Below are 14,907 nucleotides of genomic sequence, written 5' to 3' on the forward strand. Positions count from 1 at the left end.
ATCGGGGCGCCCGCGCCTTGCTCGACGGAGGCATGAACGGCTAGACTGGGCCTTCGCTGCCGGCGACGATGCCGGCATGCATGGCTCGGCGATTGCGCGAGCCGATTTTTCCGAGCGTCAGGCCACGATCACGTCGACGCGTCGGCCTTTCATCGGTCGCGGCCCCCTGGGAGCATGGAACGAATGCATCAGGCCGCACGCCTGGAGTTCGAACGCGTGATGGCAGAGTTTGCCCGCTGGCACATTGTGCCCGCGGACGAGCGCTCGCCTGCGCCCGCCTGGTGGTGGGGACCCGCGATGGCAGTGTTCGATGACCGGGAGCCGATGAGCTGCGCATGCTGCGCCGAACTCGGTTTGAACGAGGGCGCGAGCTTCGCCGAGGGCGCGCACACGATTCTCGCGCTGTTCGTCGAACAGACATCGCTGACGGGACCGCAGGATTTTCCGAGCAAGGCCGAGGGCGGGGAACACGACGCCCGCGAGCTGCACCCGCAGCCGTCAGACGACAGCGCGTTTCAGCCGTGACGCTGCAGCTTCCATGGCCGCAACGTCCGGCTCCGGCTGGAGCGGCGGGGCGATAGGCAGGACCATCGGCCGCAACAGCGCGGCCATCTGCTTGGCTGGCAGCGGCTTCGAGATCAGGAAGCCCTGCATCTCGTCGCAGCCATGGGTGCGCAGGAATGCCTCCTGCTCGGCGTTCTCGACGCCTTCGGCGACGACAGTCATGCCGAGCGCCTTGCCCATGCTGATGATGGCCTGTGCGATCGCCTGGTCTTCCGAATCCTGCGGCAGGTCCCGTACGAAGGAGCGGTCGATCTTGATCGTGTCGATCGGGAAGTGCTTCATCAGCGACATCGACGAATAGCCGGTGCCGAAATCGTCGATGGCGAGGCGGATGCCGCGGCTCTGGATGGCATCGAGCACCTTGAGCGCGCGGCCGACATTGCGCATCATCATGCTCTCGGTGACCTCGAGCTGGAGCAGCACCGGCGACATGCCGCTGGCCGCCAGCGCCTCGTCGACGTCCTGCAACAGATGCTCGTCGGCGAACTGCCGCGGCGACAGGTTGACCGCCATCGACAACGGCAACAGGCCGCGGCGCTGCCACGCCATGGCCTGCGCGCAGGCTTCCCTCAGCACCCAGCGGCCGATCGGCACGATCAGGCCGGTCTCCTCCGCGAGCGGGATGAACTGAGCCGGCGAGATGTTGCCGAGATCAGGATGCGCCCAGCGCAGCAGGGCTTCCACGCCGGTGATCTGGCCGGTCGCCATGTCGACCTTGGGCTGGTAATTCAGCGAGAACTGCTCGCGCTCCAGCGCGCGGCGCAGCGCACTCTCCAGCGACAGCCGCTCGATCGACTGCGTCGTCACTTCCTTGGAGAAGAAGCGGTAGCCGTTCTTGCCGTCCTCCTTGGCGAGATACATCGCCATGTCGGCGTTCTTGGTCAGGGTCTGCGCATCGGAGCCGTTGGCCGGATACATCGCGATACCGATCGAGGCCGTGGTATGACACTCGTGTCCGGCCAGCTCCATGGGCTCGGCGAGAGCCGCGAGCAGTCCGGTCGCGATGCGCTGGACGTCGTCGATCTCGCCGCACTGGTCGAGGATCACCACGAACTCGTCGCCGCCGAGGCGGGCCACCACGTCGCTCTCCCGCAGCGCCCCGCGTAAGCGGTTGGCGACTTCGAGCAGGAGCAGGTCGCCGGCCTCATGGCCCAGCGAATCGTTGATGACCTTGAAGCGGTCGAGATCGATGAACAGCACCGCGAAACGGTGATCGTGACGCTCCGCCGTGTCGATCGCCTCGCGCAAAAGCCCGTTGAAGGTCTCGCGGTTCGGAAGGTCCGTCAGGCTGTCATGCGAGGCCAGGTACTCGATCCGCTCGTCCGCCTCGTTCTTGGCGTCGGCGCGATCGAAATTCTCCATCGCAAAGGACACGTTGTCGGCCAGACGCTGCAACAGCTCGACGAACTCGGCCGTGAAGGTCGCCGGCTCGGTCGACATGTAGATCATGACGCCGACGGCCTGGTCGTGCACGATGAGCGGAAATGCCGCGCCGGACCGCGCGCCGTCGCCGCGGACGACGGCATGGAAGGCGCTTACGCGCTGGTCGTTGAGATAGTCGTTGCTGATGCAGGGCTGGCGCGTGCGGAACGCCGTGCCGCTCATTCCGCGTCCTTCGGGCCGCTCGGGATCGACGGAGAGGCGGACGTTCCGCGTGGTGTCGGCGGACGGGCCTGCGCTCGCCGCGATCTCCAGCTGGTCGCTGTCGGCCCTGGCCAGCGCGATGGTCGTCGACGTGAACTTGGCACCGTTCGAGGCGGCAAGGCAGACGAGGTCGAACAGCTCGGCGCGCGACTTCGCCCGCATGATCGCCTCGTTGGTCGCGCTCAGAGCCGCGAACATCCGCGTCAGGCGCTCCTTCTGCGCCTCGGTGCGGGCCTTTTCCTCGGCTCGGTCGAAATTGTCGAGCGCGAAGGAGACGTTTTCGGCAAGGCGTCCGAGCAGCTCGACCAGATCGGGCGTGAATGTGTTCTCCTCGGGTGCAAGGAAAAGCAGGATGCCGATCGGTTCCTGACCGGCCTTTAGAAGCGGGAAGCTGGCGGCGGCCCGCGTTCCATCCTCGATCGCCTTCGTCCGCCAATATGCCGACCGCGGCTCGTTCAGATAGTCGTTCATGACGCTGGGCTGGCGGGTCCGGAGCGAAGTACCGATGATTCCCTCGCCTTCGGGATGGTCGACGGAAATGCGACAGGTCCGTCCAACCATTTGCTGCTGCAGGCGACCCTTCACCGCGACGACGCGAACGAGTTCGTTTTCCTCGTCGATGATACCGATCGTTGCCGACGCGAACACGTCGCCGAGGATAGCTGCCTGGCACGCGGCCTCGAACAGGTCCTCGCGCGTCTTGGCGCGCATGATCGCTTCGTTGGTTGCGCTGAGCGCTTCGAACATTCCGGTCAGGCGATTGCGCTGCTTGTCCACTTGCGCCTTCTCCCCGGCGCGATCGAAGCTTTCCAGCGCGAAGGCGACATTGGCCTGGAGCTTGCGCAGCAATTCGACGAATTCGTCCGTGAAGGTGCCGCACTCCGGAGAGTTGAACAGGAACACGCCTTCGACCCGGTCGCCGTTGAAGAGCGGCAACGCCGCGGAGGACGCGATCCCGTTGCGGCGGGCGCTGGCGTGCCACGGCGCGATGCGCTCGTCGGCGAGCACGTCGTTGCTGACCGCGGGCTGGCGCGTGCGGAACGCCGTGCCCGTCAGTCCGCGCCCCTCCGGCACTTCTTCGGAGATCGAGAATTTGAAGTTACGAACCTGGTCGGCGTTGGGCCCGTAACAGGCGACGACACGCAGCAGCTCGGCGTCGCGGTCGACCAGCGCGATGGTGGCCGAGGTGAACTTGGCGCCCTTCGCGGTCGCCTCGCAGACGAGGTCGAACAGCTCGGCGCGCGTCCGCGCGCGCAGGATCGCCTCGTTGGTGGCACTGAGCGCCGCATACATGCGCGCCAGACGTTCTTCCTCCGCGGCGATTCTGGCCTTCTCGGACTCCCGGTGAAAATTCTCGATCGCGAACGAGACGTTCTCCGCCATGCGCAGCAAGAGCGCAACGACCTCCTCGTCCTTCGCCCATGACTTGCTGATGAAGAACAGGACGACGCCGACGCTCTTGCCGAACTTGACCAGCGGAGCCGCAACGCAGGCTGCGACCCCCGCGTTGACATTGGCCTGCTCCCACAGCGTTCCCTTGGTGCGGCTCGCGAGGTCGTCCTCGACAAAGGGCTTTTGGCTGCGGAAGACGTTGCCGGAGATGCCGCGGCCATAGGGATTGGCGGCATCGACGGAATAATTGGTCTGGGCAACGAGCTCCAGATTCTGGCCAGTGCCGGCAACTGGCTTCAGCCAGTGGGACTCCTGCTCCTTCAGCAGGACGATCGTCGCCAGCGACTTGCCGCCGTGGACGGAGGCGTCGCACACGAGCTGGTACAGCTCCTGCTCGGTCTTGGCGCGCAGAATGGCCTCGTTGGTGGCGCTGATGGCGCCGAACATGCGGTTGAGCCGCCGCGCCGCCCGCTCGCTGGTCTGCTGTGCGGTCTCGCGCGCGAAATTGTCCAGCGCATAGGATATGTTGGCCGACATGCGCTCGAACAGCGAGACCATCTGGTCGTTCAGCGAATTCGGCTCGCTGCGGGTCACATACAGCACTCCGACGCTGCGGCCGTTGCAGAGCAGCGGTAGCGCCGCAGCCGCGCCGATATGGGCCGTGGCCGCCCCCGCACGCCACGCCAGCGAGCGCGGATCATTGAGATAATCGTTGCTGATGCACAGTTTCTGATCGCGAAACGCCTCGCCCCCGACGCCCGATCCTTCGGGCGTGCCGGCTTCGGTGGTGATCAGGATCGAGCGCAGTCGCGGGATGTCGTCGCCGCAGCCGGCCGCAAATCGCAACCGCCGGCCGTCCGGTTCGACCAGGAACACGGCGACGGCCAAGAAATCCCCGCTCGAAAACCCGGCGTCGCAGACCTTCTGGTACAGCTCGTCCGGCGATTTCGCATAGAGAATCGCTTCGTTGATGGCGCTCAACGCCGCAAAGGTGCGCGCGAGTGTCGTCGGCACGATCTCAGCTCCCGGGCATTTCTGCCTATTTCTCCCGGGTGCCTTTATGAGGGGCCATCGCCTAAGTGGTCGTTATTGCGCGCTGCAAACAATCGATCAAAGTGAACGAGCTGCGAACGACCCGAGGCAAACTATCGAAAATACCGCCGCACGGGACGAATCCTGAGCGAGAGGCGCGACCTCTTTACGAATTTGCAGCCCTGTATTGGTTTACGGGAGATTGATATCGCAGCTGCGCTTTGAGACGATGGCCTCCAACAATCAGTGCCCACCAAGGGCAAGGACCCCGGGGAACGCCATGCCGATCGTCAAGGCCGATCGCCTCACGCGCGTCAGCGCCGCCCTGCTCCGGGCCGCCGGAGCTTCCGAGGAAGAAGCCGACGCCGTCGCGGTCGGCTGCGTCAACGCCAATCTCGCCGGCCACGATTCCCACGGCGTGATCGCCGTTCCCACCTATATCGACCGCATCAAGGCCGGCCACATCGTTCCCGGCGCCAAATGGACCGTCGTCCAGGAATCGCCGACCACGACCGTGATCGACGGCCATTGGGGCTTTGGCTTCCACGTCAACGCCAGGGCGATGGCGCTGACGATCGAGAAAGCCAGGACGGCGAATGTCGCTGCCTGCACCGTGTTCCGGCAAAGCCATGTCGGCCGCCTCGCCGCCTACCCCTTGATGGCGATGCGCGCAGGCATGATCGGGATTGCCACGGCGGACTCCGGCCGCTCGCCGAAACATGTGGCGCCGTTCGGAGGCAGGGAGGCGCGGCTCGGCACCAACCCGATCTCGATCGCGGTGCCGTCCGATCTCGACGCGCCGTTCTATCTGGACATGGCGACTTCGGCGGTGGCAGCCGGCAAGATCCAGCTCGCGGTCGCGCGCGGCGAGGAGATTCCGACGGGCTGGATCATCGATGCCGAGGGACGGCACACCACCGATCCCACCCAATACCGCAAGGGCGGCGCGCTGCTGCCGCTCGGCGGCACCGAGGGCTACAAGGGCAGCGGTCTTGCTGCCATGGTCGAGGTGCTGTGCGGCCTGCTCACCGGTCTCGGCTTCGGCGTCGAGCCTACGGGACGACACAACGACGGATGCTTCATGGCGGTGTTCAATGTCGCCGCGTTCCGCCCGCTGCAGGAGTTCAAACGCGAGGTCGCCGAGTTCGCGCGCTATCTGAAATCGACGCCGCCGTCCGAGGGCAGCAAAGGCGTCTACTATCCCGGCGAGATCGAGGGCCTGCGCGAGCAGCAGCGTCTGCGCGACGGCATCGAGATCGAGGATGCCACCTGGGAAAAGCTGCGCGCGCTGGCGCGCGAATACAGGCTCGACACCGTCCTCGATCTGACCTGACGGCAGCAGGAGAACAGCAGCATGAATCGGCAGATGGTCCTGGTCGGCTTCCTCCAGGCGCAGAACTGCACCAACTTGCCGAGTTCCTGGCGACATCCGGACTCGCGCGACGATTCGATGTCGGCGGACTACTATCAGGAGATCGGCAGGATTCTCGAAGCCGGCAAGTTCCACATGGCCTTCTTCGACGATCGCCTGGCAATGCCGGACCGCTACGGCAACGACCACGCCCACACGGTCGAATACGGCATCCGCTGCGTGAAGATGGACCCGCTGATCGTGCTGACCACGATGGGCATGGTCACCGAGAAGCTCGGCCTTGGGGCAACCTGCTCGACCACTTATTACGAACCGTTCGACGTCGCCCGCCGTTTTGCGACGCTTGACCTCATGTCGGGCGGACGCGCCGGCTGGAACGTCGTGACCTCGCTCAATGACGGTGAAGCCCTCAACATGGGCCGGGATTCGCATCCCGAACACGATTCCCGCTACGACAAGGCCGACGAGTTCATGGAGGTCGTGCTCGGTCATTGGGACACCTGGGAGGACGGCGCGCTCATCATGGACAAGAAGACCGGCCGCTTTGCTGATCCGTCCAAGGTGAAGCGGCTCGATCACAAAGGCGCGTCGTTCAGGTCACGCGGGCCATTCACCGTGCCGCGCTCGCAGCAGGGCCATCCCGTGATCATTCAGGCCGGCGCCTCCGGCCGTGGCCAGCGCTTTGCCGGGCGATGGGGCGAGGTGATCTTCACCGCCGCGCGCAATCTTCAGGGCGCCAAGGACGGCTATGCCTCCGTGCGCAACGAGGCCGTCAAGGCCGGCCGGGATCCCGACCAGATGTTCCTCTGCAATCTGACGACGCCGGTCTGCGCGGCGACCAAGGCCGAGGCCGAGGACAAGATGGCGCTGATCAACAAGCTGCCGCTCCAGATCGACGCGCTGTCGCTGCTCGCCGAAGCGCTCAACTACGATTTCGCCTCCAAGGACCTCGACGAACCGCTGACGACGGAAGAATTGAAGAGCATGCAGGGCATTCTGGGCATCCGCGATGGCGTGCTGAAGAATTCGGGCAAGAGCAATCCGAGCGCGCGCGATTTCGTCACCTTCTCCGGCCGCGGCCAGGTGCAGGACGCCATGGTCGGCGGCCCCAAGGAGATCGCGGACAAGTTAGAGGAAATGTTCGTGGAGCGCGGTTGCGACGGTTTTGTCATCGCCGCAACCTACGTCCCCGGCTCCTACGCCGATTTCGTCCAGCATGTCGTGCCGGAGCTGCAGCGCCGCGGCCTGTTCCAGAAGGATTATCGCGGCAGGACGCTACGGGAAAATCTCGGGCTCAAGCGGCTGGCGGCCGGCGCCTGGAAGGTGCAGCCGCGCGATGCCGCGGAATGATGGCGGGTACACAACATGCGCTGGCTGAAGTTCACTGAGACAGGCAAGACATCGTGGGGAATCATCGAGGGCGACAAGGTCATCGCAGTCGACGGCGATCCCTTCGGTGAATGGCAGCGCACCTCGCGCACGCATCCTTTGGCGCAGGTCAAGATCGAGCTGCCGCTGATCCCGCGCACCTTTTATTGCGTCGGCCTCAATTATCTGAAGCACCTGAAGGAAGCCGCCGACAAGGCCGGCACAGTGCCGGCCGTGCCCGACCGGCCCGAGATCGGCTATCGTGCACAGAACGCACTGATCGCGCATGACGAGGACGTCGTGATCCCGTCCTTTGCGACGGAGAAGATCCACTACGAGGGAGAGCTCGTCGTCATCATCGGCAAGAAGGTGAAGCACCTCACCGAAGCGAACGCGATGGATTGCGTGTTCGGCTACACCATCGGCAACGACGTCAGCGAGCGCAGCTGGCAGAAGGCCGACCGCAGCCTGTGGCGCTCGAAGAACGCCGACACGTTCAAGCCGATGGGGCCGTGGATCGAGACCGAAGCCGATCTTGGCAAGATGGAAACGATCGTCCGGGTCAACGGCAAGGAGACCAACCGCTTCGCGACCGGCGACATGATTTTCGGCGTGGTGCCGTTCCTGGTCGAGCTGACGAAGTATTTCACGCTGTGGCCAGGCGATGTGATCTGGATGGGCACAGACGGCGCCTCGCCCGACATCAAGCATGGCGACGTCGTCGAGATCGACATTGCGGGCGTCGGGACGTTGCGGAACAGGTTTGTGCGGGAGGGGCGGTAAGCACCGGTGCCGTAGGGTGGGCAAAGCGGAGCGTGCCCACCCTACGGCACCTCCTGCGTCTACGGCACTTCCCGTGTCTCAAAACGGCAGCGCCACGCTCGACTTGATCTCCTTCAGCACCACGTTGCTGCGGACATAGCGGATACCGGGGATGCGGAACATGAACTCGTCGAGGAATCTGTTGTAGGCCGCCATGTCCTGCACGACGACGCGCAGATGATAATCGGCGTCGCCCGTGGTCGCAAAGCACTCCAGCACCTCGCGGCGTTTGGTTACCCGCGCGACGAACTCGTCGACAAACTTCGCGTCGTGCCGCTCCAGCGAGACATGGAGGATGGCCGACATCGCAAAGCCCGCCTGCTCGCGCGCGACCAACGCCGCATAGCCCTGGATGACGCCGGCTTCCTCCAGCGCGCGCACCCGGCGCCAGCAGGCCGAAGTGGACATGCCGACCTCGTCCGCCAGTTGCTGGTTGGTGGCACGGCCATCCTTCTGGAGATGAGCGAGAATTCGCGCGTCCTGGTCTTCGATCATGAGGCACCGCCGATCTGGAATAATCTACCCGACCATCCATCGCATCGGGAAAATCTACCACAATATAGCGGCGTTGAGGAAAAGATAGGTAAGACCTACCAACCATCAGGGCCTACCCTCCTCTCATCCGGCAGGGATGCCGCGGGAGGTCCGCATGGACGCTTTTCCGTCACTCGACCCCTATGAACTGTCCGATCGCTACGATCGCGAACACGGCCGCGTCTTCCTCACGGGAACGCAGGCCATCGTCCGCATCGCGCTCGACCAGGTCAGGCGAGACCGTGCCGCTGGGCTCAACACCGCCGGCTTCATCTCGGGCTATCGCGGCTCGCCGCTCGGCGGCATCGACCTCGAGCTCTGGCGCATCCAGGAGCGGCTGAAGCGGGACCGTGTCGAATTCCTCCCCGCCGTCAACGAGGACCTCGCCGCGACGGCGGTGCTCGGCTCGCAGCAGGTCGAGACGCAAGGAGATCGCGAGGTCGATGGCGTGTTCGGACTCTGGTACGGCAAGGGCCCGGGCGTCGACCGCTCCGGCGATGCGCTCAAGCATGGCAACGCCTACGGCTCCTCGCCGCATGGCGGCGTGCTGGTGGTCGCCGGCGACGACCATGGCTGCGTCTCCTCCTCGATGCCGCACCAGTCCGACGTTGCCTTCATGAGCTGGTTCATGCCGACGCTGCATCCCGCGAGCGTCAGCGAATATCTCGCGTTCGGCGAATATGGTTACGCGCTGAGCCGCTTCTCCGGCATGTGGGTCGGCTTCAAGGCGATCTCGGAGATCGTGGAGGCGGGCGCCTCCGTCGCGCTGCAACCGCCCCGCCTCTTCCGCACGCCCGATTTCACGCCGCCGCCGGGAGGCCTGCACTACCGCTGGCCTGATTTGCCGGGCCCGCAGATCGAAGAGCGGCTGGAGGCGAAGAAGCACGCGGTCTACGCCTTCGCGAAGGCCAATCCGATCGACCGTCACATCTACGACATTCCGGATGCCACCTACGGCATCGTCACCACCGGCAAGGCCCATCTCGACCTGATGGAGGCGCTGCGGCTGATGGGTCTTGACGAAGCCGCCTGCCGCAGCATCGGCATCGACGTTTACAAGGTCGGCATGGTCTGGCCGCTGGCGCTGCATGACGCCATGGATTTTGTGAAGGGCAAGCGCGAGATCCTCGTGGTCGAGGAGAAGCGCGGCATCATCGAAAGCCAGTTCAAGGAATATTTCTACGACTATCCCGGTGCCAAGCCCGAGCGCATGGTCGGCAAGCACGACGAGCGAGGGGCGCGGCTGATCTCCTGGATCGGCGAGCTGTCGCCACGGGCGCTCGCTGCCGTGCTTGCCCGCCGGCTTGATCCGATGTTTCCGGGCCTCAATCTCGCCGCACGCGCAGCCGCCTTGATGCCGGAAGCAGCGCGCACGATCAACGTCAGCGGCGCGACACGAACGCCGTATTTCTGCTCGGGATGTCCGCACAACATTTCGACGAAAGTACCGGAGGGATCGAAGGCGCTGGCCGGCATCGGCTGTCACTTCATGGCAAGCTGGATGGACCGCGAGACCTCGTCACTGATCCAGATGGGCGGCGAAGGCGTGAACTGGGCGGCGTCGTCGAAATTCACGGGCGGCAAGCACGTGTTCCAGAATCTCGGCGAAGGCACCTACTACCACTCCGGCTCAATGGCGATCCGGCAGGCGGTCGCTGCCAAGGCCAACATCACCTACAAGATCCTGTTCAACGATGCCGTCGCGATGACCGGCGGCCAGCCCGTCGACGGTCCCATCAGCGTGCATGCCATCGCCCACAGCGTCCGCGCCGAAGGCGTGACCCGCATCGCGCTGGTGTCGGATAATCCCGAACAATTTTCGCCTGCCGACCTTCCTGCCGGCGTCACCCTTCATCCGCGCGAAGAGATGGATGCCGTGCAGCGCGAGCTGCGCAATATCCCCGGCGTCTCGGTGCTGATCTATCAGCAGACCTGCGCCACGGAGAAGCGGCGCCGGCGCAAGCGTGGGCAGATGGTCGACCCCAAGCGTTTCGCCTATATCAACGATCTCGTCTGCGAGGGCTGCGGCGACTGCTCGGTGGAATCCAACTGCCTCAGCGTCGAGCCGAAGGAGACGCCGTTCGGCCGCAAGCGCCAGATCAATCTGTCGGCCTGTAACAAGGATTTTTCCTGCCTCAACGGTTTCTGCCCGAGTTTTGTGACCGTCGAAGGCGCGACGCGCCGGAAGAAGGGCGCGAGCCGGATCGACGCCGTTGGTCGGGCCGCCACACTTCCGTTGCCCGCGACGGCAACGCTCGACCGTCCCTACGATCTGCTCATCACCGGCGTCGGCGGCACCGGCGTGATTACTGTCGGCGCGCTGATCGGGATGGCCGCGCATCTCGAACGCCGCGGCGTCTCGGTGCTGGACTTCACCGGCTTTGCGCAGAAGTTCGGGCCCGTGCTGAGCTACATCCGCCTTGCCGCGAGTCCCGAGGCCCTGCATCAGGTCCGTATCGACCAGGGCGCAGCCGATGCGCTGATCGGCTGCGACCTCGTGGTGAGCTCCTCGCCAAAAGCCTCAGGCACCTACCACCGCGGCACGCGCGCCGCGGTCAACACCGCAGAGATGCCGACCGGTGACGTCGTCCGTTTCCGGGACGCCGATCTCGCCTCCCCCGCCCGCCTGCGCGCCATTGGCCAGGTCATCGGCGAGAGCAATCTCGGCACCATCAACGCCAACGCGCTGGCCGAACGGCTGCTCGGCGATGCCGTCTATGCTAACATCATCATGCTCGGCTTTGCCTGGCAGCGCGGGCTGGTCCCGATCTCGCTGCAGGCGCTGCTGCGCGCAATCGAGCTCAACGGCGTCGCCGTCGAGCGCAACAAGCAGGCCTTTGCCTGGGGCCGGATTGCGGCCACCGATCCCGACCTCTTGAAGGCGGACGATGCGCCCAAGGCCGAGACGCTCGACCAGATGATCGACCGTCGCGCCGATTTCCTCACTGCCTATCAGGACGACGCCTATGCGGCGCGCTACCGGGCGACCGTCGCGAGGGTCCGCCGTGCCGAAGCGGTCCTGAACAGCGAGGCCCTGACCGAGGCCGTTGCCCGGGCCCTGTTCAAGCTGATGGCCTACAAGGACGAGTATGAGGTGGCGCGGCTGCACATGCAGGGCGGATTCCTCGATGAGCTGAAACGCGAATTCGAGGATGGCTTCAGAGTCCAGTATCACCTCGCCCCGCCCTTCCTGCCGTCGCGGCACGACGCACGGGGGCGGCCGCGCAAGCGCGCCTTCGGCCAATGGATCCAGATGCCGCTCGCCATGCTCGCGCGCTTGAAGGGACTACGCGGCACGCCGTTCGATCCATTCGGTTACACCTCGGAAAGGCGCACCGAGCGCGGGCTGATCGCCTGGTATGAAGGCGTGATCGAACGGATGCTGTGCCAGCTCGACGCAGGACATCTGCCCGAACTCGTCGCCATCGCCAAAGCCCCAATGGAAATTCGCGGCTATGGCCCGGTGAAGGACGCCGCGATCGTGAAGGTGAAGGCCGACGTCGAGCGACTGCTCACCGAACTCGACACACCGTCGCCGGCGAGGATGCACGCCACCGGTTGACGCCGGCTGCTCCCAATCGGCACGGTTCTGGACAACGCGTTCAGACGATTGCCGCCGCCACGCTGATGGAATCGTAGGGTGCGCAAAGCGAAGCGTGCCCACCTCTTTTCGAATTCACCCTACGGCACTGCCGACGTCGCTCACGAATACGGATTGATCAGCTTCTGCTGCTCGGCGCTGTGGTGCGCGAGCAGGTCGATGAAGGTCCTGACCTTCGCCGACAGATGATGGCGATGCGGGTAGACCGCGTTCATGGACAGCTCGATCGTCCGATATTCCGGCAAGAGGCGCACGAGGCGGCCGGCTTCGAGGTCGTCCTGAATGAGAAAGCCCGCCATCAGACAGACGGCGGCCCCCTCCAGTGCGACCTTCCGCAGCGCTTCCCCACTATTGGTGACGAAGCTGCCCGAGATGCGTACGGAGGCCGGCGCACCTTTGCGATCGAGGAAGCGCCATTCGTCGCCAAACGGATAGTTCAGGTGCCGGCCACAATTATGCGCGGCGAGCTCGTCGAGCTTCTGCACCCGACCGTGCCTCTCGAGATAATCGTGCGAGCAGCACAGCACGTGACGCCAGGTGGCGAGGCTGCGGACGATCAGGCTTGAATCCGGCGGCGAGGTCATGCGCAAGGCGACGTCGTAGCCTTCCTCGATGAGATCGACGTCAGCCTCGCCCATGCGCAGATCGATCTTGAGCTCCGAATAGGTCGACAGAAGCTTTGCCACCACAGGCGCGACGAACTGCACCATATGCGTGGCGACGTGGATGCGCAGCGTGCCGCGGGGCACCGACTGCAATTCGCTTGCGATATCGTCGGCCTGTTCGATGTCGGCGAGGATCTGGACGCAGCGGTCGTAATAGGCCTTGCCGATCTCGGTGAGGTTGACCTTGCGCGTGGTTCGCTGAAGCAGCCTCACTCCGAGCCGGTCTTCCAGCGCCTGAACGTGATTGCTCACCATGGTTGTGGACATGTTGAGCTTGCGGGCGGCTGCAGAGAAGCCGCCGGTCTCTACCACCCGGCTGAAGACTTCGAGGCTGGTCAATCGGTCCATGGCTGCGTGATTGTCCGCTCTTGATCGATAATCGCAGGGGATTCTCCCCGATTATCTATCAGATCCTCCATACGGGTCCCACCCCGCCTAAAGCTTCGCGTACGGCAGGACGCAGGCGCGTTAGCAGCAATCGTACGACAGAGACGGCAATCGCTCTGGCGCAGTCCCCGGGCTGGTTCGGTACACCACCCGGGTCAGACGAAGCCTCGGACTATCCGCCGCTGGTGGATAATCCTTCCAGCATTTCGCCAATTATCGCTTGAACTGGAAAGACCGATACTCCCGGCGAGCCGAAAAGGAAGACCGCCATGTCCGAGATGCCCCGCACCGATACCTTTCAGCAAGCAACTGAAATCGCTGACGATTATTCCAAGACGCCGCCGAGTGCCCCGCCCCGGAATATGGTTCGGCGCGCGGCGTTGGTGCTTGCGCTGCTCGCGGGCACGGCGGCCGCGGCCTATTACGGACACGACTACTGGACCAACGGCCGCTACCTCGAGACAACCGACGACGCCTATGTGAAGGCCGACTCCACGATCATCGCGCCAAAAATCTCTGGCTACATCGCCAAGGTGCTGGTCAGTGACAACGAAAAGGTGAAGGCCGGCCAGGCGCTGGCCAAGATCGACGATCGCGACTTCAAGGCGGCGCTGGAGCAGGCCCGCGCCGATATCGCCGCCGGCGAAGCCTCGGTGCGCAACATCGATGCGCAGCTTGAACTGCAACAGCCGATCATCGAGCAGAGCACGGCTGATGTCACTGCAGCGGATGCCAACCTGAAATTCGCGCAGGAAGAGCGCTCCCGCTACGACGACCTCATGAAGACCGGCTCCGGCACGATCCAGCGCGCGCAGCAGACCGACGCGGCGCTACGCGCGAGCAGCGCGCAATTGCAGCACGCGAAATCCGGCCTTCTGGCCGCTCAGCGCAAGATCGATGTGCTCACCACCCAGCGCGCCCAGGCGGCGGCCCAGCTCGAACGGGCCCGCGCGGTCGCGCAGCAGGCGGCGCTGAACCTGTCCTATACCGAGATTACCGCGCCGGTCGACGGCACCGTCGGCGCCCGCTCGCTGCGCGTCGGCCAGTACGTGCAAGCCGGCACGCAATTGATGGCGGTGGTGCCGCTCGATGCGGTCTATGTGGTCGCCAACTTCAAGGAGACCCAGCTCACGCATGTGCGGCCGGGTCAGCCGGTCGAGTTGCACGTCGACAGTTTTCGCAATCGAACCCTGCACGGCCATGTCGACAGCCTGTCGCCGGCAAGCGGACTCGAATTCGCGCTGCTGCCGCCCGACAACGCCACCGGCAATTTCACCAAGATCGTGCAGCGGGTCCCGGTGAAGATCGTGCTCGACGACCACAGCCTCACCGGCCTGCTGCGCCCCGGCATGTCGGCGGTGCCGACGGTCGATACCAAGCAGGCGGTGCTGGCCGAGCGCGAGACGGCGAAGCGCCTCGCCGACAACACGTCCCGCCCCAACGGCGGCTGAAGCCGGAAGGCCTCGGCGGATTATCAGATCCTGCCGAATGATCCTTCCACAGCTTCATCGATGATCGAAACCATT

The 14,907-nt window shown here is 64.7% G+C and carries 9 protein-coding genes; 6 read left to right on the forward strand and 3 right to left on the reverse strand.

The window, feature by feature from the left end; all coding sequences use genetic code 11:
• Window positions 1–183 precede the first annotated feature (183 nt).
• Complete coding sequence (locus AABA84_RS02885; RefSeq protein ID WP_338311281.1) at window positions 184–525, forward strand: hypothetical protein; 342 nt, start codon at window positions 184–186, stop codon at window positions 523–525.
• On the opposite strand, the gene AABA84_RS02890 is transcribed toward AABA84_RS02885, so the two are convergent.
• Complete coding sequence (locus AABA84_RS02890; protein WP_338311282.1) at window positions 499–4,614, reverse strand: bifunctional diguanylate cyclase/phosphodiesterase; 4,116 nt, start codon at window positions 4,612–4,614, stop codon at window positions 499–501. The two genes, AABA84_RS02885 and AABA84_RS02890, sit on opposite strands and share 27 nt — an antisense overlap.
• Before the next feature lie 298 nt (window positions 4,615–4,912).
• Between AABA84_RS02890 and AABA84_RS02895 the strand changes: the two genes are divergently transcribed.
• Genes AABA84_RS02895 through AABA84_RS02905 form a run of 3 tightly spaced genes read left to right on the forward strand, consistent with a single transcriptional unit; the run spans window position 4,913 to window position 8,155 of the window.
• Window positions 4,913–5,965, forward strand: a complete 1,053-nt coding sequence (locus AABA84_RS02895) for an Ldh family oxidoreductase (RefSeq protein ID WP_338311284.1) — start codon at window positions 4,913–4,915, stop codon at window positions 5,963–5,965.
• A gap of 21 nt (window positions 5,966–5,986) precedes the next feature.
• Window positions 5,987–7,354, forward strand: coding sequence for an LLM class flavin-dependent oxidoreductase (locus AABA84_RS02900; protein ID WP_338311286.1), 1,368 nt, complete (start codon window positions 5,987–5,989; stop codon window positions 7,352–7,354).
• A gap of 15 nt (window positions 7,355–7,369) precedes the next feature.
• Window positions 7,370–8,155 (forward strand): fumarylacetoacetate hydrolase family protein, encoded by a 786-nt coding sequence (locus tag AABA84_RS02905; protein WP_212253154.1) that lies wholly within the window; start codon window positions 7,370–7,372, stop codon window positions 8,153–8,155.
• Window positions 8,156–8,233: 78 nt separating this feature from the next.
• Here AABA84_RS02905 and AABA84_RS02910 read toward each other — a convergent pair whose 3' ends face one another.
• Window positions 8,234–8,689, reverse strand: a complete 456-nt coding sequence (locus AABA84_RS02910; RefSeq protein WP_212253152.1) for an Lrp/AsnC family transcriptional regulator — start codon at window positions 8,687–8,689, stop codon at window positions 8,234–8,236.
• A gap of 154 nt (window positions 8,690–8,843) precedes the next feature.
• Here AABA84_RS02910 and AABA84_RS02915 point away from each other — a divergent pair, with 154 nt between their 5' ends.
• A complete protein-coding gene (locus tag AABA84_RS02915; protein ID WP_212253150.1) occupies window positions 8,844–12,290 on the forward strand; it encodes an indolepyruvate ferredoxin oxidoreductase family protein in 3,447 nt (1,148 codons plus the stop codon).
• A gap of 140 nt (window positions 12,291–12,430) precedes the next feature.
• Here the strand turns inward: AABA84_RS02915 and AABA84_RS02920 are convergent, their stop codons facing one another.
• Window positions 12,431–13,342 (reverse strand): LysR family transcriptional regulator, encoded by a 912-nt coding sequence (locus tag AABA84_RS02920; RefSeq protein WP_212252800.1) that lies wholly within the window; start codon window positions 13,340–13,342, stop codon window positions 12,431–12,433.
• A 308-nt stretch (window positions 13,343–13,650) separates the two neighbouring features.
• Between AABA84_RS02920 and AABA84_RS02925 the strand changes: the two genes are divergently transcribed.
• A complete protein-coding gene (locus AABA84_RS02925) occupies window positions 13,651–14,832 on the forward strand; it encodes an HlyD family secretion protein (protein WP_338311290.1) in 1,182 nt (393 codons plus the stop codon).
• Window positions 14,833–14,907 lie beyond the last annotated feature (75 nt).

It is taken from the genome of Bradyrhizobium sp. TM239 (genome assembly GCF_036247985.1).
Taxonomy (GTDB): Bacteria; Pseudomonadota; Alphaproteobacteria; order Rhizobiales; family Xanthobacteraceae; genus Bradyrhizobium; species Bradyrhizobium ottawaense.

Coding starts and splice junctions, on each gene's coding strand:
- AABA84_RS02910 (WP_212253152.1), bottom strand. CDS start 8,689: ATGATCGAAGACCAGGACGCGCGAATTCTCGCTCATCTCCAGAAGGAT.
- AABA84_RS02885 (WP_338311281.1), top strand. CDS start 184: ATGCATCAGGCCGCACGCCTGGAGTTCGAACGCGTGATGGCAGAGTTT.
- AABA84_RS02920 (WP_212252800.1), bottom strand. CDS start 13,342: ATGGACCGATTGACCAGCCTCGAAGTCTTCAGCCGGGTGGTAGAGACC.
- AABA84_RS02915 (WP_212253150.1), top strand. CDS start 8,844: ATGGACGCTTTTCCGTCACTCGACCCCTATGAACTGTCCGATCGCTAC.
- AABA84_RS02925 (WP_338311290.1), top strand. CDS start 13,651: ATGTCCGAGATGCCCCGCACCGATACCTTTCAGCAAGCAACTGAAATC.
- AABA84_RS02895 (WP_338311284.1), top strand. CDS start 4,913: ATGCCGATCGTCAAGGCCGATCGCCTCACGCGCGTCAGCGCCGCCCTG.
- AABA84_RS02905 (WP_212253154.1), top strand. CDS start 7,370: ATGCGCTGGCTGAAGTTCACTGAGACAGGCAAGACATCGTGGGGAATC.
- AABA84_RS02900 (WP_338311286.1), top strand. CDS start 5,987: ATGAATCGGCAGATGGTCCTGGTCGGCTTCCTCCAGGCGCAGAACTGC.